The following is a 19863-nucleotide window of genomic DNA, read 5'->3' on the forward strand; positions in this document are numbered from 1 at the left end:
ACGCCGCATGAGCCTCGTCCGTCAGGCCGCAACCCACCAGCGAATTGATTGAAATCCGCAGGCGCCGCAACGGGTGCGCGCCAGTTCCCTGTTTTTTTCTGGAGTGATGACACCATGCAACGCAAGACCTTTCTCAAGACCGTGGCCCTGGCCAGTGCATTGACCGCCGTGGGGGGCATGGGCGCCGCCCATGCCCAGGCGCAGGTGGAAGTGCCCTTTTATTACCCGGTGGCCGTGGGTGGCCCGGTCACCAAGACCATTGACGGCTTTGCGGCGGACTTCATGAAGGAGCACCCGAACATCAAGGTCACGCCCATCTATGCGGGCACCTACCAGGAAACCATTGTCAAGGCGCTCACGGCCAACAAGTCGGGCAGCGCGCCAGCCACCTCGGTGTTGTTGTCCACCGACATGTTCACGCTGATCGACGAAGACGCCATCGCACCCATCGACCAGTTCGTCAAGACCGATGCCGACAAGGCCTGGCTCAAGGGCTTTTACCCCGCGTTCATGGCCAACAGCCAGACCGATGGCAAGACCTGGGGCGTGCCGTTCCAGCGCTCGACCGTGGTCATGTACTACAACAAAGACCTGTTCCGGGAAGCGGGCCTCGACCCGAACAAGGCACCCCAGAGCTGGAAGGAACTGAGCGAAGCCGCCCAGAAGCTGACCAAGAAAGACGCCAGTGGCAAGGTCACGCAATACGGCATCCAGATCCCGTCCACCGGCTTTGCCTACTGGATGCTGCAGACCCTGACCACGCCCAACGGCGTGCTGCTGGCCAACGAGACCGGCACCAAGGTCACGTTCGACCACCCCAAGGTGATCGAGGCGCTGGAATACTGGGTCAACCTCACCAAGCAGGGTGTGCACCCCGCCGGTGTGGTGGAGTGGGGCACCACGCCCAAGGACTTCTTTGAAAAGAAGGCCGCCATCATGGTCACCACCACCGGCAACCTGACCAATGTGCGCAAGAACGCGCAGTTTGACTTTGGCGTGGGCCAGATCGCGGGCAACCTGCGCAAGGGCTCGCCCACCGGCGGCGGCAATTTCTATATCTTCAAGAAGGCTCCCAAAGAGCAGCAGGAAGCCGCGTTCAAGTTCATCCAGTGGATCACCCAGCCCGAGCGCGCCGCGCAGTGGAGCATGGACACCGGCTACGTGGCCGTGTCGCCCGCAGCCTATGACACCGCCACGCTCAAGAAGTATGGCCAGGACTTCCCGCAGGCCCTGGTGGCGCGTGACCAGCTGCCCGTGTCGGTGGCCGAGTTTTCCACGCACGACAACCAGCGCGTGACCAAGGTGCTCAACGACGCCATCCAGGCGGCCCTGAACGGCACCAAGACCCCGGCGCAGTCCATGAAGGATGCCCAGCGCGAGGCCGACCGCCTGCTGCGCAGCTACCAGTAACACCATGGGGGCGCTGAAACAGGCGCCGCGCGCAGCCATCAGCCAGCATGCCCTGCATGCCTGGCTGTTGCTGTTGCCGGCATTGGCGTTGCTGATCGCGTTCACGCACTGGCCCGCGCTGGCCACGCTGATCGACAGCTTCTTTTCTACCCCGCGCGGCAGCCGGCCCGGCGTGTGGGTGGGGCCGGAGAACTACCAGGTCATGGTGCAAGACCCGGTGTTCTGGCAGGCCGTGCGCAACAACCTGTGGTTTGCCGGGGCCACCATTCCGCTGTCGATCGGGCTGGCGTTGCTGATGGCGCTGTGGGTCAACGAGCAGCTGCGCGGCCGCGCCTTGGTGCGCATGGCGTATTTCACGCCCACGGTGCTGCCGATGATTGCGGTGGCCAACATCTGGCTGTTTTTCTACACCCCGCAATACGGGTTGCTGGAGCAGATCACTGGCGCCCTGGGCCTGCCATCGCACAACTGGCTGGGCGACCCGCGCACGGCGCTGGCCTGCATCACGCTGGTGGCGGTGTGGAAAGAGGCCGGGTTTTTCATGATTTTCTATTTGGCCGCGCTGCAAACCCTCAACCCGAGTCTGAAGGAAGCCGCCGCCATCGAGGGCGCCTCGCGCTGGTATTACTTTCGTCGCGTGCAGTGGCCGCTGCTCATGCCCACCACGCTGTTTGTGCTGGTCAACGCGGTGGTCAATGCCTTTCGCCTGGTGGACCATGTGTTCATCATGACGCGCGGCGGGCCCGACAATGCCTCAACCCTGCTGCTCTACCACCTGTATGAGGTGGGCTTCAAGTTCTGGGACACGGGGTATGCCGCCGCCATCACGGTGGTGCTGGTGGTGGTGCTGGCCAGCGTGGCGCTGTTCCAGTTTTTTGTGCTGGACAAACGGGTGCATTACAAATGAGCACAGTGATCGACAACCCCGCCGGGCGCAGCCCGCAGGCAAGAACGCCAGCGCGCAATGCCCGCGTGCCCCTGCTGTACTCTGTGTCGTGGGTGGACACGGTGGCCGCCTGGCTGCTGGCCATTTTGTGGATATTGCCGCTGCTGTATGCGTTCTGGACGGCATTTCACCCCGCCGAGTTTTCCACCCGTTTTGACATCACGGCACCGTGGACGCTGGACAACTTTCGCCACGCCTGGGAGGCCGCACCGTTTGCGCGCTATTTCTTCAACACCACCGTGCTGGTGGTGCTGATCCTGGCGGCGCAGATGGTGCTGGCCACGCTGGCGGCCTTTGCGTTTGCGCGCTACGAGTTCCGGGGCAAGAACGTGGCCTTTGCGCTGGTGCTGGTGCAGCTCATGATCATGCCGGACATCCTGCTGGTGGAGAACTACAAGAGCATGGCCCGCCTGGGGCTGGTGGACACGCTGCTGGCCATCGGCCTGCCGTATTTTGCGTCGGCCTTTGCGATTTTTCTGCTGCGCCAGACCTTCATGGGCATTCCCAAAGAGCTGGACGAAGCCGCGCGGGTGGAAGGCGCCAGCGCACTACAAACCCTGTGGCGTGTTTATGTGCCGCTGGCCCGGCCGGTGTACACCGCGTTTGCGCTGGTGTCGGTGAGCTTTCACTGGAACAACTTCCTGTGGCCGCTCATCATCACCAACAGCGTGCAATCGCGCCCGCTTACCGTGGGGCTGCAGGTGTTTTCGTCGGTGGAGCAGGGCGTGGAGTGGTCCACCATCACCGCCGCCACGCTGATGACCTCGGCGCCGCTGCTGATTGCCTTTTTGCTGTTTCAGCGCCAGTTTGTGCAAAGCTTCATGCGCGCGGGCATCAAGTGATTTGTGGATGAAATAGGCCATAGACCCTTTTCCAGCAAGCGCATCCAGCTATGGTTTTGATATTTTCGTGAGGCCCGCACCATGCAACTCGTGACCTGGAACACCCAATGGTGCTGCGGCCTCGATGGCGTGGTGAGCCCGCAGCGCATCGTGCAGCAGGCGCGCGCGCTGGCGGGTTTTGACGTGCTGTGCCTGCAGGAAATCGCCGTGCATTACCCGGCCCTCCCCGGCAACGCAGGCCACGACCAGGTGGCCCTGCTGCGCGATTTGCTGCCTGGCTACCAGGTGTTCTTTGGTGCTGCGGTGGACGAGTGGACGCACGACGGCCAGCGCCAGCGGTTTGGCAACCTGATCGCCACGCGCCTGCCCGTGCTGCAGCTGCAGCACCATCCGCTGCCGTATCCCGCCGACGCGGGCGTGCCCAGCATGCCGCGCATGTGCACCGTGGCCACGGTGCGCGACCCGGCGCTGGGGGCGGTACGCGTGATGACCACCCACCTTGAGTTTTATTCCAAACGCCAGCGCATGGCCCAGGCGCGCGCGCTGCGGGCCTTGCATGGGCAGGCCTGCGCGCAGGTGGCAGCGCCGCCCCAGGCCCGCAGTGATGGATCGCCGTTTCAGAGCAAGCCGCACACGCCCCATGCGGTGCTGTGTGGCGACTTCAACTTCGAAGCCCACGAACCCGAGCACGCGGCCATCTGCGCCCCCGCCGGTGCCGACGACAACGACGAGGCGCCGCACGGCGCCCGCCTGTGGGACAGCTGGCGCCTGCTGCATGGCAACGCGCCGCAGCCACCCACTTTTCGGCTGTACGACCGCACCTATGGGCCCGAGCCGGTGGCTTGCGACTTCGTTTTTGTCAGCGATTCGCTCAAGGGCCGGGTGCAGCGCTTTGGGGTGGATGCGGCAACGCAGGCGTCTGATCACCAGCCGGTGGCGGTGCTGATCGGCTGAGGGCAGCGGGCCGCCAGCGCACCGCTGCGGTCGCCTAGCTGGGCAACAGCGTGCACGCGTGCACGCGCCAAAGCGCAACGGCCCCGTTCGGCGCGCCCACTCTGCTACAAAGCGGCGTGACATTGATTTATCGATTTTGTGCACGGCTGGCCCTGGTGGGCAGCATCGTGCTGTGCGCCCCCGCCGCCTGGGCCCTGCCCACTTTTGCGCAGGTGCGCCAGGACTATCAGCCGTCCGACACCCTGATTCTCTCGCGCGAGGGCGAAGTGCTGCAGCGCCTGCGCACCGATGCGACGGTGCGGCGCGGGCAGTGGGTGCCGCTGGCCGATGTGTCGCCCGCGCTGCGCCAGGCGCTGGTGCTCAGCGAGGACAAACGATTTTTTGAGCACAGCGGCGTGGACTGGCGCGCCGCCTCGGCCGCTGCCTGGGGCAACCTGTGGAACCAGCGCACGCGCGGGGCCAGCACCATCACCATGCAGCTGGCGGGTTTGCTCGACGGGGACTGGCGCCAGGGCCCCGGCGGCCGCACCGTGGTGCAAAAGCTGGGGCAAACGGTGGCCGCGCAGGTGCTGGACCGCCGCTGGCGCAAGGACCAGATTTTGGAGGCCTACCTCAACCTCGTACCGTTTCGCAGCGAGCTGGTGGGCATTGATGCGCTGAGCCGCACGCTGTTTGGCAAGGCCGCCCACGGGCTGGACGACCGCGAGGCGGCTGTGGCGGCGGCGCTGGTGCGCGCGCCCAATGCTCGGCCCGCGCTGGTGGCGCAGCGGGCTTGTGGCGTGCTGCGCGACATGCAAGCCAGCGTCAGCACCAGCCCGTTGCAGCGGCGTGCCAAGGGGGCAGCACCGGCGGCGGGGTTGCCGGTTGATTGCGATGCGCTCGAATTTTTTACCACCGCCGCCCTGCAGCGCCGCGCGTTTGATGCCAGCGAAGGCGTGGCGCCGCACTTTGCCCGCCATCTGCTGCGCCAGCGGTTCAAGGACGGGGTGGTCCCCGAGCGCGTGCCCAGCACGCTGCGCGCGCCGCTGCAGCGCTTTGCCGTGCAGAGCCTGCAGCAGCACCTGCGCGAGCTGCGTGGCCGCAATGTCGAAGACGGCGCCGTGCTGGTGCTGGACAACGCCACGGGCGCGGTGCTGGCCTGGGTGGGGTCTTCGGGGGCGCTGAGCCAGGCCAGTGAGGTCGATGGCGTGCTGGCGCTGCGCCAGCCGGGCTCCACACTCAAGCCATTTTTGTATGCCCAGGCGATTGCCGAGCAGCGGCTCACGGCAGCCTCGCTGGTGCATGACTCGCCTGCGCAAATCACCACGGCCAGCGGCCTGTATATCCCGCAGAACTACGACCGGCAGTTCAAGGGCTGGGTGTCGGTGCGCACGGCGCTGGCGGCCTCGCTGAATGTGCCGACGGTGCGCGCGCTGGTCATGGTCACGCCCGATGCGTTTCATCGCCAGCTGGCTGGCGTGGGCCTGCCGCTGCGCGAAAGCGGTGATTATTTTGGCTACAGCCTGGCGCTGGGCAGCCCCGAGGTGCCGCTGCTGCACCTGACCAATGCCTTTCGCACACTGGCCAACGGCGGGCGTGCCAGCGCGGTGGCGGTGGCGGCCGATGCCAAGCCGCTCTTCACCCCCGCACTGGATGCGCGGGCGGCTTTCATCGTGGGCGACATCCTGTCGGACGGCAATGCGCGTGCGCGCACCTTTGGCACCGACAGCGTGCTGGCCACGCGCTTTTGGAGCGCCGTGAAAACCGGCACCAGCAAGGACATGCGCGACAACTGGGCGGTGGGCTGGTCGCAGCGCTACACCGTGGGCGTGTGGGTGGGCAACGCCAGCGGCGCCGCCATGCACGACGTGAGCGGCACCAGTGGCGCAGCGCCTATCTGGGCGGCGGTGATGGGCTTCTTGCACGCACGCGAGCCTGGCCCGGCGCCCCGGCCACCGGTGGGGCTGGTGAGGGCGCCGGTACGGTTTGGCCCGGCACCGCTGGCCCCTGCGGGCAGTCCGCCGCTGGAGGCCGCGCGCGACGAATGGTTTGTGCCGGGCACGCAACAGGCTTTGTTTGCTATTGATTCAATAGCTTATAGCGCTTATGCAGAAAGGGCCAGAGGCCAAAAAGACAAAAAATCATCCGTAGGTAGCGCCACAACGGCCTCAGCAGCCACGGCAGCCACAGTCATCACCACGGGCGCCCGCATCACCGCGCCTGCGCCCGGCACCGTGGTGGCGCTCGACCCCGATATTCCGCCCGCGCGCCAGCGCCTGCACCTGCGGGCCAGCGGGCAGGGTCTTTATTGGCGCATGGACGGCAAGCCGCTGGGGCGTGGGCCGCAGGTGGCGTGGCTGCCGTGGCCAGGGCGCCATGTGATACAAATCACCGATGCAGCGGGCACCGTGCTGGACGAGGTGCGCATCGAGGTGCGAGGGGCCGGGGTGCTGCCCGGCGCCGCACCCGGGCGGTAAGCGGGCCCGCGCAGCGCGCCTTGTGCCGGGTGTCGGGTCTGCACCAAGCGAGTGCTTAAAATTGTAAAAATCTAGTTCCATTGCTGTTTGTGCGCCTGCCTGCCACTTCCCGTCTGATCTTGCTGGCCCTGCTGCTGTCCTTGGGCATTGGCGGGCTTTTTGCCCGCAGCATCTGGACGCTGCGCGAAGAGGCATGGAACAACGCCGAGCGCACCAACACCAACCTGGTGCGCGCACTCGACCGCAGCATCGCCCGCACGATGGAGGCGTTTGACCAGTCGCTGCAGGGGGTGGTGGAGGGCATGACCGACCCGCGCGTGATGGCCCTGCCGTTGGCCATGCGCAACCTTGCACTGTTCGACAACTCGCTGCGCGTGCAAGGCGTCGGCTCCATTTTGGTGCTGGACCCGGCTGGCAATGTGGTGATGGATTCCGAACACGCGGTGCCCCGCAAAGCCAACTTTGCCGATCGCGATTACTTCAAGGTGTTTGAGAGCGGTGCCCACACGGGCCTGTATGTGGGCGCGCCGGTGCGTGCGCGCCTGAGCGGCCAGCTCAGCCTGCCCGTGAGCCGCGCTTTTTATGATTCCCAAGGCCGGCTGGCCGGGGTGGTGGTGGGCACCATCCGGCTGGCGCATTTTCAGGGTTTGTTTGAAGAGCTGAACCTGGGCGCCGGCGGCGCCCTGAACCTGTTCCGGGCCGATGGCGTTCTTGTCGCGCGGTTCCCCTTCAGCGAGGACGTGCTGGGCCGCAGCCTGGCGGGCACGCCCACCATGCGCAATATGCAGGCGGCCCGCAGCGGCACCTTCACGGGCCGTGCGGCGCTTGACAAGGTAGAGCGGCTTTACGCCTTCCGGCATGTGGGCGACTACCCCCTGATGGTGAACGTGGCCCAGTCGGTCGATTCCATTTTGGCCGGCTGGTACCGCAGCGCCTGGCTTTCAGGCAGCTTTGCCCTGGTGCTGATGGCCGCCTGCGTGGGGCTGGCGGTGCTTTTTGCACGCGAGTTGGGCCGCCGCCAGGAGGTGGGCGCCCAACTGCAACAGGCCGAGCACGACCTGCGCACCATCCTGAACAACCTGCCGTCCATGATTGGTTACTGGGATCGCGACCTGCACAACCGCTTTGCCAACCACGCCTATGTGGAATGGTTTGGCAAGGCGCCCGACGAAATGCGCGGCAAGCACATCCGCGAGTTGCTGGGTGAAGAGCTTTACCAGAAGACCCTGCCTTACCTGGGGCACGCGCTGCAGGGGCATGCACAGATTTTCGAGCGCACCATCGTGGACCCCGCGGGCACGGAACGCTACGCCATCGCCTCCTATGTGCCCGATATGGACGGCGAAGAGGTGCGCGGCATTTTTGTGCAGGTGACCGACATCACCGAGCGCAAGCGCATGGAAGAAGCGCTGTTCGAGGAAAAGGAGCGCATGCGCCTGACACTCAAGTCGATTGGCGATGCCGTGGTCTGCACCGATGCACAGGGCCTGGTCACCTACCTGAACCCCGTGGCGCAGCGCCTGACCGGCTGGCAGGGGTTTGACGCCGCGGGCCGCAATGTGGACGAGGTGATGCGCCTGGTCACCCCGGACGGACAGGCGCCCCAGACCAGCCCGCTGCGCCAGGCCCTTGCGCAGAAAAAAGCCGTGGAGCCCACGCGCGGCGTGCTGCTGCACCGCACCAGTGGCCAGCGCTTTGATGTGGAGGAAACGGCCAGCCCTATCACCGACCGCCACGGCCACATCACCGGCGCCGTGGCCGTGCTGCGCGATGTGACCGAAAGCGTGGCCATGGCCGAACGCATGGCGCACCTGGCGCAATACGACGCGCTGACCGATCTGCCCAACCGCCTGCTGCTGCAAGACCGGGCCCGCCAGGCGCTGGCCCAGGCACGGCGCGAGCAGAAATCGGTGGCCGTGATGTACATCGATCTCGATGGCTTCAAGCAAATCAACGACACGCTGGGCCACGACATGGGCGACAAGTTGCTGGTGCAGCTGGCCAAGCGCCTCACGGGCGCCGTGCGCGTGTCCGACACGGTGTGCCGCCAGGGGGCGACGAGTTTGTGGTGATGCTGCCAAGCATCGACACCGCAGAGCAGGCCTGCCATGTGGCCACCAAGATCATGGCGGCCTGCAGCCCGGCGTATGTGATCAATGACCAGGTGCTGTCGGTGGGGTTGAGTGGCGGCATTGCCCTGTTCCCCCAGCATGGCGAGAACTTCGATGAGCTGTCACGCCACGCCGATGCGGCCATGTATGCCGCCAAAACCGCAGGACGGCGGCAGTTTCGCCTGTACGCGGGGGCCGATGCCCAGCCCGTGCTGGTGACGCAAGGCGATGTTCAGGCAGTAGAAGGCTCCTGAAATAATAGCTTCTAGCGCTTGATGCATAAGGGCTAGAGTCGGTTTTTGCTTGTATTTTTTGCTGGGGCCCCGTGCCGTTGGTGGTTGGGCGCGAAATTTGTTGCAAGGCCGCGCAAATAATTTTGATGGCCCCGCCGTGCGCAGCCACCTACCATGCGCAGTCAAATCCTTTGTTACCCGGAGTGCCCAAGTGCCCAATCTGTCCACAGTTACCTGCATCGAAGACCTGCGTGTGGTTGCCAAGCGCCGTGTGCCACGCATGTTCTATGACTATGCCGATTCGGGCTCGTACACCGAGGGCACCTACCGCTCCAACACCGCCGATTTTCAGGGCATCAAGCTGCGCCAGCGTGTGGCCGTGAACATGGAGGGCCGCAGCACCCGCACCACCATGGTCGGCCAGGACGTGGCCATGCCGGTGGCCATTGCGCCCACGGGCCTGACGGGCATGCAGCATGCCGATGGCGAAATTCTGGGCGCGCGTGCGGCCAAGGCGTTTGGCATTCCGTTCACGCTGTCGACCATGAGCATCTGTTCCATCGAAGACGTGGCCCAGCACGCCGGCCCCGGCTTCTGGTTTCAGCTGTATGTGATGCGCGACCGCGACTACATCGAGCGCCTGATCGACCGCGCCAAGGCTGCTGGCTGCTCGGCGCTGCAGCTCACGCTGGATTTGCAGATCCTGGGCCAGCGCCACAAGGACATCAAAAATGGCCTGTCGTCGCCCCCGAAGCCCACGCTGGCCAACCTCATCAACCTGGCGACCAAGCCGCACTGGTGCCTGGGCATGCTGGGCACCAAACGCCGCACGTTTGGCAACATCGTGGGCCATGCCAAGGGCGTGGGCGACATGTCGTCGCTGGCATCGTGGACGGCCGAGCAGTTTGACCCGCAGCTCAACTGGGGCGATGTGGAGTGGATCAAAAAGCGCTGGGGCGGCAAGCTGATCCTGAAGGGCATCATGGACGCCGAAGACGCGCGCCTGGCGGTCAACAGCGGTGCCGATGCGCTCATCGTCAGCAACCACGGCGGCCGCCAGCTCGATGGCGCGCCTTCGTCCATTGCCGCACTGCCCGCCATCGCCGAGGCGGTGGGCAAGGACATCGAGGTGTGGATGGACGGCGGCATCCGCAGCGGCCAGGACGTGCTCAAGGCCCGTGCCCTGGGCGCGCGCGGCACGCTGATTGGCCGCAGTTTCTTGTATGGCCTGGGTGCCTATGGCGAGGCGGGCGTGACCCGGGCGCTGCAGATCATCCAGAAAGAGCTGGACATCACCATGGCGTTCTGCGGCCACACCAACATCAACACGGTGGACCGGGGCATTTTGCTGCCGGGCACCTACCCGCTCGCCTGAGCTGTTTTTATCATCCCTGCCCATGACAAACTCCCGCACCGGCGGCCAGATACTGGTCGATCAGCTCCTCATCCACGGCGTGCAGCAACTGTTTTGCGTGCCCGGCGAAAGCTACCTGGCCGTGCTCGATGCGCTGCACGATGCCCACATCGCCGTTACCGTGTGCCGCCAGGAGGGCGGCGCGGCCATGATGGCCGAGGCGCAGGGCAAGCTCACGGGGCAGCCGGGCATCTGCTTTGTGACGCGCGGGCCGGGCGCCACCAACGCGGCCGCAGGCATCCACATTGCGCACCAGGACTCCACCCCGCTCATCCTGTTTGTGGGCCAGGTGGCACGCGGTGCCATGGGGCGCGAGGCGTTTCAGGAGCTCGACTACCGCGCCGTGTTTGGCACCATGGCCAAGTGGGTGGTGCAGATCGACGACCCGGCGCGCATGCCCGAGCTGGTCTCGCGCGCCTTCCACGTTGCCACCTCGGGCCGCCCCGGCCCCGTGGTGGTGGCGCTGCCCGAAGACATGCTGGTGCAAGCCGCCACGGTGGCCGATGCCTTGCCTTACCAGGTCACCGAAACACACCCCGGTGCGGCGCAGATGGCCGAGTTGCAGCAACGCTTGCAGGCGGCACAGCAGCCCGTGGCGATTGTGGGCGGCAGCCGTTGGTCTGCGCAGGCAGTGCAAGCGTTCACGGCGTTTGCCCAGGCGTGGTCGATCCCGGTGTATTGCTCGTTTCGCCGGCAAATGCTGTTCCCGGCCACGCACGCTTGCTACGGCGGCGACCTCGGCCTGGGCGTGACCCCCAAGCTGTTGGCGCGCATCAAGGCGTCCGACCTGGTGCTGGTGGTGGGTGGGCGTTTGTCCGAAGTGCCTTCGCAGGGCTACGAGCTGTTCGACATCCCCACACCCGCGCAACCCTTGGTGCATGTGCACGCCGATGCCGACGAGCTGGGCAAGCTTTATCGCCCCACGCAGGCCATTCATGCCACGCCGCAGGCCTTTGCTGCCGCGTTGAATGCCGTGCGTCCCCAGGCAAACGTGCCATTAAAAGCCCACACCGAGGCTGCGCACGCCGATTACCTGGCCTGGAGCGACCCGGCGCCCATCCGCATCCCTGGCGCGCTGCAAATGGGCGAGGTGATGCAGCACCTGCGCGCCACACTGCCGGCCGACACCATCTTTTGCAACGGCGCCGGCAACTTCGCCACCTGGGTGCACCGCTTCTGGCCTTTCACCAGCTATGCCAGCCAGCTGGCGCCCACCAGCGGGTCCATGGGCTACGGCCTGCCTGCGGCCGTGGGTGCCAAGCGCCTGTGGCCACAGCGTGAAGTGGTGGTGTTTGCAGGCGACGGCGACTTTCTGATGCACGGACAGGAATTTGCCACCGCCGTGCAATACGGCCTGCCCGTCATCGTGGTGCTGCTCGACAACGCCATGTACGGCACCATCCGCATGCACCAGGAGCGCGAATACCCCGGCCGCATCAGCGCCACGGCCCTGAAAAACCCCGACTTCCAGGCCTACGCCCAGGCCTTTGGCGGCCACGGCGAGCGCATAACCACCACCGAAGAATTTGCCCCCGCCCTGGCCCGCGCACGCGCCAGCGGCCTGCCCAGCGTGCTGCACTGCCTGATCGACCCCGAGGCCATCACGCCCACGGGGACGCTGCAGGGCATTCGCCGGGCGGCACTCTCCAAAAAATAGGGCCCCGTCTCGTACTCAGGCGCTCAGGCGGTCACGCGGGCGCCGCCGGACTGCCGAAGGGTCTGCATCAGCAGGTTCTGCAGACTGTCCACCGCCTTGGAGCCGCGCGATGCGCGGCTGCGGTAGACGGCCACTTCCATGGGGGCCAGCGGCCCCAGGCCGTGTTCGGCGCCGAGCACCTGCAGCTGCGGTGGCACGCTGCAGTGGGTGAGGGCGGCCACGGCCAGGCCGCTTTCCACCGCTGCAATTTGCCCGGCCAGGCTGGAGCTGTGATAGACCACCCTGTAGCGGCGCCCCTGCTGCGCCAGCGCGTGGATGGCGCCGCGCCGCGCCAGGCTGGCCGATTCGTACACCGCAATCGGCAGTGGGTCACGCCTCCACAACTCGAACTGCGCTGACCCCACCCACACCATGGGTTCATGAAACAGCAGCGTGCCCCGGCGTGCGTGGTCTCGCGAGATCAGAGCCAGGTCCAGGTCGCCACTGGCCACGCGTGGGATGAGTGCGGTGGACTGCTCGCAGTCCAGCTCAATCTCCACCGCACTGTGCCGGGGCGCAAAGCGTTTGAGCACCGGCGTAAGGTAGCGCGCCGCATAGTCATCCGGCACCCCCAGCCGCACCTGGCCTGTGAGGGCGTCGCCGTTCAGGGCGTCGTGCGCTTCTGCGTGCAGCTCCAGAATGCGGCGCGCATAGCCCAGCAGGGTTTCACCCTCGGGCGTAAGGTGCTGCTTGCGTGCATCGCGCTCCAGCAGTCGGTGGCCTACGGCGTCTTCGAGCTTCTTGAGTTGCATGCTGACCGCCGACTGGGACCGGTGCACCTCGCCCGCTGCGCCGGAGAGCGAGCCTGCATCCACCACAGCCACCAGGCACTGAAGCCAATCGAATTGCAAATCGCGGTAGCTCATGCATTGCCCCAGTAATGATGTATTCGATGATCGAATGATTAGTTCACGAATTATGCGCTTTCGAATGCATGGACTGGCCGCCACACTGCGGGCATGCAGCAGTCTTCCTCTACCGTTTCAAGCACATCCGCACCCGTGGTTCCAGCGTCCGCTTCACCTGCGGCCGTTGCCCATGCGCTGCCGGATGCCCGTCGGCTGGAGGGCTGGATCACCTTCGTGCTGGGCAACGCGCTGCTGGGCACCATCGGCGTGTTTGTGGACAAGGCGCAGGCGGCGCCGTTGACAGTGACCTGGTTCCGCTGCGCGTTTGGCCTCGTTGGGCTCACGTTGTGGATGGCTTGGCGCCACCGGTCATGGTCGGGACTGTGGCAGGGGCTCTGGGTGGGCAGGGCTGCTTTGCCGTGGGTGTTGCTGCTCAGCGGGCTCATGTTGGCGAGCTGGTGGCTATTTTTCACGGCGATCCAGCAGGTGCCCACCGGGGTGGCGGTGGTGCTGTTCCATGTGCAACCCCTGTGGGTTTTGCTGCTAGGGGCTTGGTGGTTGAAAGAGGCCGTTCCCCGGCAGCGCGCGGTGTCAGTGCTGGTCGCTATGGCGGGGCTGGTGCTGGCCACGGGCGTGGCCCAGGGGTTGGCTCCATCGGGCGGTAGCCACGCGCCAGGCTACTGGGTGGGCATTGGCCTGTGCCTGATCGGTGCGCTGTGCACAGCCACCGTCACCGTGGTCGCCAAGCGCTTGGGGGCGCTGCCGCTGGGTGCCCTGGCGTGGTGGCAGTGTGCGCTGGGTGCGGCCGTGCTGTGGGTAGCCCCTGTGGGACACGGTTGGCCTGTCTGGGGTGTCTCGTGGGCATGGCTGGCTGGGCTGGGGCTGATCCACACCGGCTTGGCGTATACCTTGATGTACGCAGGCATGGCCCGGTTGGCGACGGCTCGGGTGGCGGTGCTGCAGTTCGCCTATCCGGCGGTCGCCATCGTGGTGGACTGGTTGTACTTTCAGCACACTTTGGGCGGCTGGCAGATGGCGGGCGTGGTGCTGATGCTGGGGGCCATCGGGGCCGGGGAGCGCAGCGCGCGGCGCCATCGCTAATCATCCGCCTGCGGTGGGAGGGCGCCGCGCCCCACAATATCGGGTGTGATCGCCATTGAGCCCGATTTTCCTGAGACCCCACCTCCTGCGCAGGCTGCCCCTACCGGCAAGCTGCGCCGCATTGCGCACCTGGACATGGACGCTTTCTTTGCGTCTGTGGAGTTGCTGCGCTATCCGCAGCTCAAGGGCCTGCCCGTGGTGATTGGCGGCGGGCGGCGCACGGTGGACGATCTGCTGCTGCAAAGTCCCGATGGTTCGGGTGCGCGCGAGCCGTGCTTTATTCCTGTGGCCGATTTCCCGCTGCTCAAGGACTACGTGGGCCGGGGCGTGATCACCACCGCCACCTATGCCGCGCGGCAGTTTGGCGTGGGCTCGGCCATGGGCATGATGAAAGCCGCCAGGCTGTGCCCGCATGCCATTGTGCTGCCGGTGGACTTTGACGAGGTGCGCAGGTTTTCACGGCTGTTCAAGAGCACCATTACCGAGATTGCGCCGGTGATGCAGGACCGGGGGGTGGACGAGGTGTATATCGATTTCACCGATGTGCCCGGCGGCCAGCGCGAAGGGGGCAGGGTACTGGCGCGGCTCATCCAGAAAAGCATTTTTGACCGCACGGGCCTGACCTGCTCGATTGGCGTGGCGCCCAACCGGCTGCTGGCCAAGATGGCCAGCGAGTTCAACAAGCCCAATGGCATCTCCATCGTGTACGAGTCCGACCTGCAGGCCACCATCTGGCCGCTCAACGTGCGCAAGATCAACGGCATCGGCCCCAAGGCGGGCGAAAAACTGGCGGCGCTGGGGGTGCACACCATTGGCGAGCTGGCCGCGCAAGACCCGCAGTGGCTGATGGGCCACTTTGGCAAATCCACCGGTGCGTGGATGCACCGCGTGGCCTGGGGCTGGGACGACAGCCCCGTGGTGACCGAGAGCGAGCCCGTGAGCATGAGCCGCGAGACCACGTTCGAACGCGACCTGCACGCCGTGCGCGACAAAGCAGAACTCGGCCGCATCTTCACCGACCTGTGCCAGCGCGTGGCCAAGGACCTGCAGCGCAAGGGCTATGTGGGCAAGACCATCGGCATCAAGCTGCGCTATGACGACTTCAAGACCGCCACGCGGGACCACACCTTGCCAGTGCCCACTGACGATGCGGCCACGATCCGCCACACGGCGGGGCTTTGCCTGAAGCGGGTGCCGCTGGACCGACGCTTGCGGCTGCTGGGCGTGCGGGTGGGGGCGCTGGTGCGCCTGTCTGACCACCTGGCCTCGGCGGGCGAGCCGCCTTGCGCTGGGCCTGGCACCGCACGCCACCCTGATCCGCACACCGCGCCGCTGTTTTGACGCCGCTCTGGGGGTGAAATTTTTGTTGACTTGTATCACGCGCTAACATCAGGGACTTTCCTGCCACTTTTTGGTGCAGGGCAGCACAAGGAATCAATGCATGCGTGTGAATTTGCCGGTAACCCAACACGAGTTTGATTTCCCTGAAGAGAGCATGCTGGTGTCGTCCACCGACACCAAGGGCATCATCGTGCACTGCAATCCCGCCTTTATCGAGGCCAGCGGTTACAGCCATGACGAACTGGTAGGCCAGCCCCACAACCTGATCCGCCATCCCGACATGCCGCCCCAGGCGTTCAAGGACATGTGGTCCACCGTCGGGTGCGTACACACCTGGACCGGGCTGGTGAAGAACCGGCGCAAGGACGGCGGCTTCTACTGGGTGCGGGCCAACGTGACGCCCATCATGGAGGGCGGCAAGCGGGAGGATATCTGTCGGTGCGCACCAAGCCGGGCCGCGCCGAGGTGCAGCAGGCCGAAGCGCTGTATGCCTAGCTACGCAGTGACCTGGCCGCGCAGCGCGAGACGATTCGTTTGCACCACGGCCAAGTGGTTTACCCCGGAATGCGCGGTGCGCTGCAGCGGCTGCAGCAGCTGTCGGCCACGCAGTCGCTGGCGCTGATGCTGCTGGGTGTCGTGCTGCTGGGAATGCTGCCGCTCTGGCTGGGCTGGCAGGGTGTCCTGGCCTGGGGTGCCCAGCTGGCACTGATGGGGGTGGGATGCGCAGGCGTGCTGGCGTGGTTTCACGGCCGCATCGTGGGCGGCATGCGCACGGTCGAGCGGTTTGCGGGCGACATTGCCTGCTGCAACCTGGTCACCACGCTGGACAGTGCGCAGTGCACACCGTCGCTGGCGCCCCTGGTGCGTGGCCTGCAGCAGATCCAGGTCAACCTGCGTGCCGTGGTGGGCGATGTGCGCACCGAGATTGCGGGTTTTTTGCGGTCCACCGAAGAAATTTCGCAGGGCGGGCACGACCTGTACCAGCGCACCGAGGCACAGGCCGCCAATCTGCAGGAAACCGCCGCTGCGATGCAAGAGCTGTCCAGCACCGTGCGGCACACTGCCGACACTTCGAGCGCGGTGGCCAACGACAGCACGCACAGTGCCGAAGTGGCGCGGGCGGGCGGGCTGGCCGTGCAGCAGGTGGGGCAAGCCATGCACGCCATCGAGCAGTCGTCGCGCAAGGTGGGCGAGATTGTTTCGGTGATCGAGGGCATTGCCTTTCAGACCAACCTGCTGGCCCTCAATGCCGCCGTGGAAGCGGCACGCGCAGGCGAGCAGGGCAGGGGTTTTGCCGTGGTGGCTGGCGAGGTGCGGGCGCTGGCGCAGCGCAGTGCGGGGGCGGCCAAGGAAATCCGTGCGCTGATCGGCACCTCGGTGTCCCAGGTGGCCGATGGCTCGCGCCAGATGGCCGAGGCGGGCCAGACGATTGCCGGTGTGGTGTCGTCGGTGTCCCGCGTGAGCGATCTGGTGCGCCAGATCAGCCAGGCCACCGCAGAGCAGTCGATCGGCATCGGCCAGGTGAACGAGGCTGTCGCGCAACTGGAGACCGTGACCCAGCAAAACGCAGCGCTGGTCGAGCAGACCGCCGCCTCGGCCGAGGCGCTCAAGGGCAACTCGGTGGCCTTGTCGCGCTCGGTGCAAGTGTTCCGCATCCGCTGATGCGGCTGTGGGCTGTGATGTGGCTGTGGGTGCGTCCGCCTGGGGCAGGCTGGCGCAGCCTGCGGTCACGATCGTGCGCGTTTACTGCCGCGCCGTGCGCGTGTTGGCCGGCAACTGCTGCGGGTGGCTGGTGCGCAGCGGGTTGATGTCGAGGCCGCCCCGGCGCGTGTAGCGGGCATATACCGTGAGCTTGATGGGCTGGCAGCGGGTCCAGATGTCCATGAAGATGCGCTCCACGCACTGCTCGTGGAATTCGTTGTGGTTGCGAAAGCTCACGATGTATTGCAGCAACCCCTCCTGGTCGATCTGCGGGCCGCTGTAGGCAATCTGCACGCTGCCCCAGTCGGGCTGGCCGGTCACCAGACAATTGCTCTTGAGCAGGTTGCTGGTCAGCACCTCGGACACGGGCGCTTCGCCAGAGGCCGCGGTCAGCAATTCGGGTGCGGGCTGGTAGCGCGTGCATTCCACGTCCAGCCGGTCCAGACTCAGGCCATCGAGTTCGTGCACGGGCTCGCGGTCAAACAGTTCGGGCAGCAGCAGTTTCACGCCCACGGTGGCGGCGCGGTCGGCACCGCGCCACACGGCTTCGCTGATGTCGGTGCGGATGCGTGCCTGCACTTCAGCCGCATCGGCAAAGCGCGTGTTGTTGAAGCTGTTGAGGTAAAGCTTGAACGACTTGCTCTCGACAATGTTGGGTGTTTCGCAGGGCACGGTGATGTGCGCCAGCGCCACCTGCGGCTTGCCGCGCAAGTTCAGCCACGACAGCTCGAACGCCGTCCACAGGTCGGCCCCAAAAAAGGGTGCCGCGCCCGCAATGCCGATCTCGGCGCGCTTGCCTGCGCGCGCAATGGGAAACAACAGCGAGGCATCGTATTGATCGGCATACGCCGATGCCTTGCCCAGCTGCGATTGTTCCGGCGTGGTCATGGTCTATCCTTTTACTATTAAATTAATAGCTGCTTGCGCTTATCGGGAAAGCGCTAGAGCCTGTTTTTATATAAATTCGCGCTCGCGCAGCCATTTGGTGGCAATCCACTTGTCGCCCGCAATGACCGGCGCGCCGCCATGCAGTGTGCGCGTGGACGGATCGGGGCGCTCGTAGCTGAAGAACACGGCGTTGCCGCGCTGCGGTGCCACCTCGACCTGCACATCGGGGAAGATGGTGCCGCCGCCTTTTTCGGGCGTGTTCAGGTACATCACCAGCGTGCCCACGCGCTGCCCGCCGCGCCGCACGATGGTGGGGGTGCCGGGCTCGGCGGGGTCAAAGTAGTCGTAATGCGGCTTGTATTCGGCGCCGGGGCCGTAGTGCAGCACCTGCAGGCCTTCGCCATTTTCGATGGGCCAGTTCAGCAGGCGGGCAATGCGTTCTTCGATACGCTGGATCAGCGGGCTCTCGCCCCGCTGAAAAAACATGCCGTCGCTGGTGCGGTCGTCGTTGATTTCGTCGCCGCCCGTCTGGGTGGCCACCGTGAGCGAGCGCGCCATGCGCGGGGCGGCGGCGGCGATCAGGGCGTCGCATTCCTCGGGCGCAAGCAGGTTGGCAAACACCACCAGGCGGGGCTGCGCGAGGGTGAGCAGCACGCCGACCTGCCGGTCGCCCGCATCCAGAAACGGGGGCGAATCTGCCAGCAGCGGTGCGGGCACGGCCAGGGGCGGTGCGCGGTGGTGGGCCTCGGGGCTGTTGCTGGTGGGTGCTTGCAGCGCATCGGCCAGCGCCTGCGCGGCCACGTCGTCGTCCCAGCCCGCTGCGCGCAGGGATTGCCGCAGGGCGGCGGGCGAGCAGCCGGCGCTGGCCTGCTCGGCAATCCAGTCGCGCAGCTCGGGCGTGATGGATTGGCGGGCCGGTTGCGCCGTGCTTGCCCCTGCCGGGGTGCGCTGGTCAGAACGCGTCGCCATGATGCTGCTCAGGCCGCCTTGCGCCGGAACACCAGGCGCTCGGGCTCGGAGGCGGCGGGGGCAAAGGCATAGCCCTCCAGGTCAAACCCTTCGAGTTGGTGGGGCGTGGCAATGCGGTGCGTGATGGCATGGCGCGCCATGAGGCCCCGCGCGCGCTTGGCATGAAAGCTGATGATCTTGTAGGCGCCCGCTTTCCAGTCCTCGAACACGCAGTCGATGACGCGCGCCTTGAGGGCCTTGCGGTCCACGGCCTTGAAATACTCCTGCGAAGCCAGGTTGACCACCACGGGTGTGGTGTCGGCACGCAAGCGGGTGTTGAGGTGCTCGGCAATCTGGCTGCCCCAGAACTGGTAGAGGTTGCTGCCCGCATCGGTGGCCAGGCGCGTGCCCATTTCCAGCCGGTAGGGCTGCATGCGATCGAGCGGCCGCAGCACGCCATACAGGCCGCTGAGGATGGCCAGATGGTTTTGCGCCCAGTCCAGGTCGGGCGCGGTCAGCGTTCGGGCCTGCAGGCCTTCATACACATCACCGTTGAAGGCCAGCACGGCCTGGCGTGCGTTGGTGGCGGTGAATTTCGGTTGCCACACCTCGTAGCGCGCCACGTTCAGGGCGGCGAGCTTGTCGCTCAGACCCATCAGCGAGGCGATGTCCTGGGGGGATTTCTGGCGCAGCACCTCGATCAGCTGCGCCGACTGCGGCACGAACTGCGGCACGGTGTGCGGCAGCCCCTCGGGCAAAGGCGTGTCGTAGTCGAGCGATTTGGCGGGAGACAGCAGGAACAGCATGGTGGCGGAAGGTCTGTGGATCTCGGAGGGCAAGGCAGGCGGTGGCCGGGACACTGCAGGCGCTGGCGATGCGGGGTGCTGCATGCGTGCGGTGGCCACAACGACCCAAAATGGTACCCGGTGCCGGGTTGCTGCTGGCCCCCACGGGTATTTGCGGGCTGCAATGAA

At 65.9% G+C, this 19863-nt stretch carries 13 protein-coding genes and 2 pseudogenes; 11 read left to right on the forward strand and 4 right to left on the reverse strand.

Features of this window, described 5'->3' with window-relative positions; all coding sequences use genetic code 11:
* Positions 1-114: 114 nt before the first annotated feature.
* From K226_RS0108370 to K226_RS0108405, 8 genes and pseudogenes are all read left to right on the forward strand, one after another.
* Positions 115-1410 carry an ABC transporter substrate-binding protein gene (locus K226_RS0108370; protein ID WP_024814371.1) on the forward strand — a complete coding sequence of 432 codons (1296 nt, stop codon included), beginning with the start codon at positions 115-117 and terminating at the stop codon, positions 1408-1410.
* A 4-nt stretch (positions 1411-1414) separates the two neighbouring features.
* Complete coding sequence (locus K226_RS0108375) at positions 1415-2317, forward strand: carbohydrate ABC transporter permease (protein WP_024814372.1); 903 nt, start codon at positions 1415-1417, stop codon at positions 2315-2317.
* The gene (locus tag K226_RS0108380; protein WP_024814373.1) at positions 2314-3198 is read left to right on the forward strand and encodes a carbohydrate ABC transporter permease; all 885 of its coding nucleotides are present in this window, start codon (positions 2314-2316) and stop codon (positions 3196-3198) included. Before K226_RS0108375 ends, K226_RS0108380 begins: the two co-directional genes overlap by 4 nt.
* A gap of 81 nt (positions 3199-3279) precedes the next feature.
* On the forward strand, positions 3280-4152 hold the full coding sequence (locus tag K226_RS0108385) for an endonuclease/exonuclease/phosphatase family protein (protein WP_024814374.1): 873 nt from the start codon (positions 3280-3282) through the stop codon (positions 4150-4152).
* A gap of 116 nt (positions 4153-4268) precedes the next feature.
* Positions 4269-6608: a penicillin-binding protein 1C gene (gene pbpC / locus K226_RS0108390; protein ID WP_369795418.1), complete on the forward strand. Its 2340-nt coding sequence runs from the start codon at positions 4269-4271 to the stop codon at positions 6606-6608.
* A 260-nt stretch (positions 6609-6868) separates the two neighbouring features.
* Positions 6869-8973: pseudogene (locus K226_RS18815) on the forward strand (diguanylate cyclase domain-containing protein).
* A gap of 190 nt (positions 8974-9163) precedes the next feature.
* Positions 9164-10327: an alpha-hydroxy acid oxidase gene (locus tag K226_RS0108400; RefSeq protein ID WP_024814376.1), complete on the forward strand. Its 1164-nt coding sequence runs from the start codon at positions 9164-9166 to the stop codon at positions 10325-10327.
* Positions 10328-10349: 22 nt separating this feature from the next.
* On the forward strand, positions 10350-12023 hold the full coding sequence (locus K226_RS0108405; protein ID WP_024814377.1) for a thiamine pyrophosphate-binding protein: 1674 nt from the start codon (positions 10350-10352) through the stop codon (positions 12021-12023).
* Positions 12024-12046: 23 nt separating this feature from the next.
* Here the strand turns inward: K226_RS0108405 and K226_RS0108410 are convergent, their stop codons facing one another.
* Positions 12047-12928, reverse strand: a complete 882-nt coding sequence (locus K226_RS0108410) for a LysR family transcriptional regulator (RefSeq protein WP_024814378.1) — start codon at positions 12926-12928, stop codon at positions 12047-12049.
* Between the two features lie 93 nt (positions 12929-13021).
* On the opposite strand from K226_RS0108410, the gene K226_RS0108415 reads away from it, so the two are divergent.
* From K226_RS0108415 to K226_RS18820, 3 genes and pseudogenes are all read left to right on the forward strand, one after another.
* Positions 13022-14011, forward strand: a complete 990-nt coding sequence (locus K226_RS0108415; protein WP_081739341.1) for a DMT family transporter — start codon at positions 13022-13024, stop codon at positions 14009-14011.
* Between the two features lie 135 nt (positions 14012-14146).
* Positions 14147-15352 carry a DNA polymerase IV gene (locus tag K226_RS0108420; RefSeq protein WP_202899900.1) on the forward strand — a complete coding sequence of 402 codons (1206 nt, stop codon included), beginning with the start codon at positions 14147-14149 and terminating at the stop codon, positions 15350-15352.
* A 100-nt stretch (positions 15353-15452) separates the two neighbouring features.
* Positions 15453-17014: pseudogene (locus K226_RS18820) on the forward strand (methyl-accepting chemotaxis protein).
* 81 nt (positions 17015-17095) lie between these two features.
* Here K226_RS18820 and queF read toward each other — a convergent pair.
* The 3 genes from queF to yaaA form a co-directional block, all read right to left on the reverse strand.
* Positions 17096-17941, reverse strand: a complete 846-nt coding sequence (gene queF, locus K226_RS0108430) for an NADPH-dependent 7-cyano-7-deazaguanine reductase QueF (protein ID WP_024814381.1) — start codon at positions 17939-17941, stop codon at positions 17096-17098.
* 66 nt (positions 17942-18007) lie between these two features.
* Positions 18008-18910 (reverse strand): 2OG-Fe(II) oxygenase, encoded by a 903-nt coding sequence (locus K226_RS0108435; protein ID WP_024814382.1) that lies wholly within the window; start codon positions 18908-18910, stop codon positions 18008-18010.
* Positions 18911-18918: 8 nt separating this feature from the next.
* Positions 18919-19695 carry a peroxide stress protein YaaA gene (yaaA, locus tag K226_RS0108440; RefSeq protein WP_024814383.1) on the reverse strand — a complete coding sequence of 259 codons (777 nt, stop codon included), beginning with the start codon at positions 19693-19695 and terminating at the stop codon, positions 18919-18921.
* Between the last annotated feature and the right edge of the window lie 168 nt (positions 19696-19863).

This window comes from Acidovorax sp. JHL-3 (assembly GCF_000526295.1).
Taxonomy (GTDB): Bacteria; Pseudomonadota; Gammaproteobacteria; order Burkholderiales; family Burkholderiaceae_C; genus Acidovorax; species Acidovorax defluvii.

What these genes read in the sequence shown, in the direction of transcription:
- K226_RS0108370 (WP_024814371.1), top strand. Translation starts at nt 115, where the DNA reads ATGCAACGCAAGACCTTTCTCAAGACCGTGGCCCTGGCCAGTGCATTG.
- K226_RS0108375 (WP_024814372.1), top strand. Translation starts at nt 1,415, where the DNA reads ATGGGGGCGCTGAAACAGGCGCCGCGCGCAGCCATCAGCCAGCATGCC.
- K226_RS0108410 (WP_024814378.1), bottom strand. Translation starts at nt 12,928, where the DNA reads ATGAGCTACCGCGATTTGCAATTCGATTGGCTTCAGTGCCTGGTGGCT.
- K226_RS0108420 (WP_202899900.1), top strand. Translation starts at nt 14,147, where the DNA reads ATGGACGCTTTCTTTGCGTCTGTGGAGTTGCTGCGCTATCCGCAGCTC.
- K226_RS0108385 (WP_024814374.1), top strand. Translation starts at nt 3,280, where the DNA reads ATGCAACTCGTGACCTGGAACACCCAATGGTGCTGCGGCCTCGATGGC.
- K226_RS0108405 (WP_024814377.1), top strand. Translation starts at nt 10,350, where the DNA reads ATGACAAACTCCCGCACCGGCGGCCAGATACTGGTCGATCAGCTCCTC.
- queF (WP_024814381.1), bottom strand. Translation starts at nt 17,941, where the DNA reads ATGACCACGCCGGAACAATCGCAGCTGGGCAAGGCATCGGCGTATGCC.
- K226_RS0108435 (WP_024814382.1), bottom strand. Translation starts at nt 18,910, where the DNA reads ATGGCGACGCGTTCTGACCAGCGCACCCCGGCAGGGGCAAGCACGGCG.
- K226_RS0108415 (WP_081739341.1), top strand. Translation starts at nt 13,022, where the DNA reads ATGCAGCAGTCTTCCTCTACCGTTTCAAGCACATCCGCACCCGTGGTT.
- K226_RS0108380 (WP_024814373.1), top strand. Translation starts at nt 2,314, where the DNA reads ATGAGCACAGTGATCGACAACCCCGCCGGGCGCAGCCCGCAGGCAAGA.
- yaaA (WP_024814383.1), bottom strand. Translation starts at nt 19,695, where the DNA reads ATGCTGTTCCTGCTGTCTCCCGCCAAATCGCTCGACTACGACACGCCT.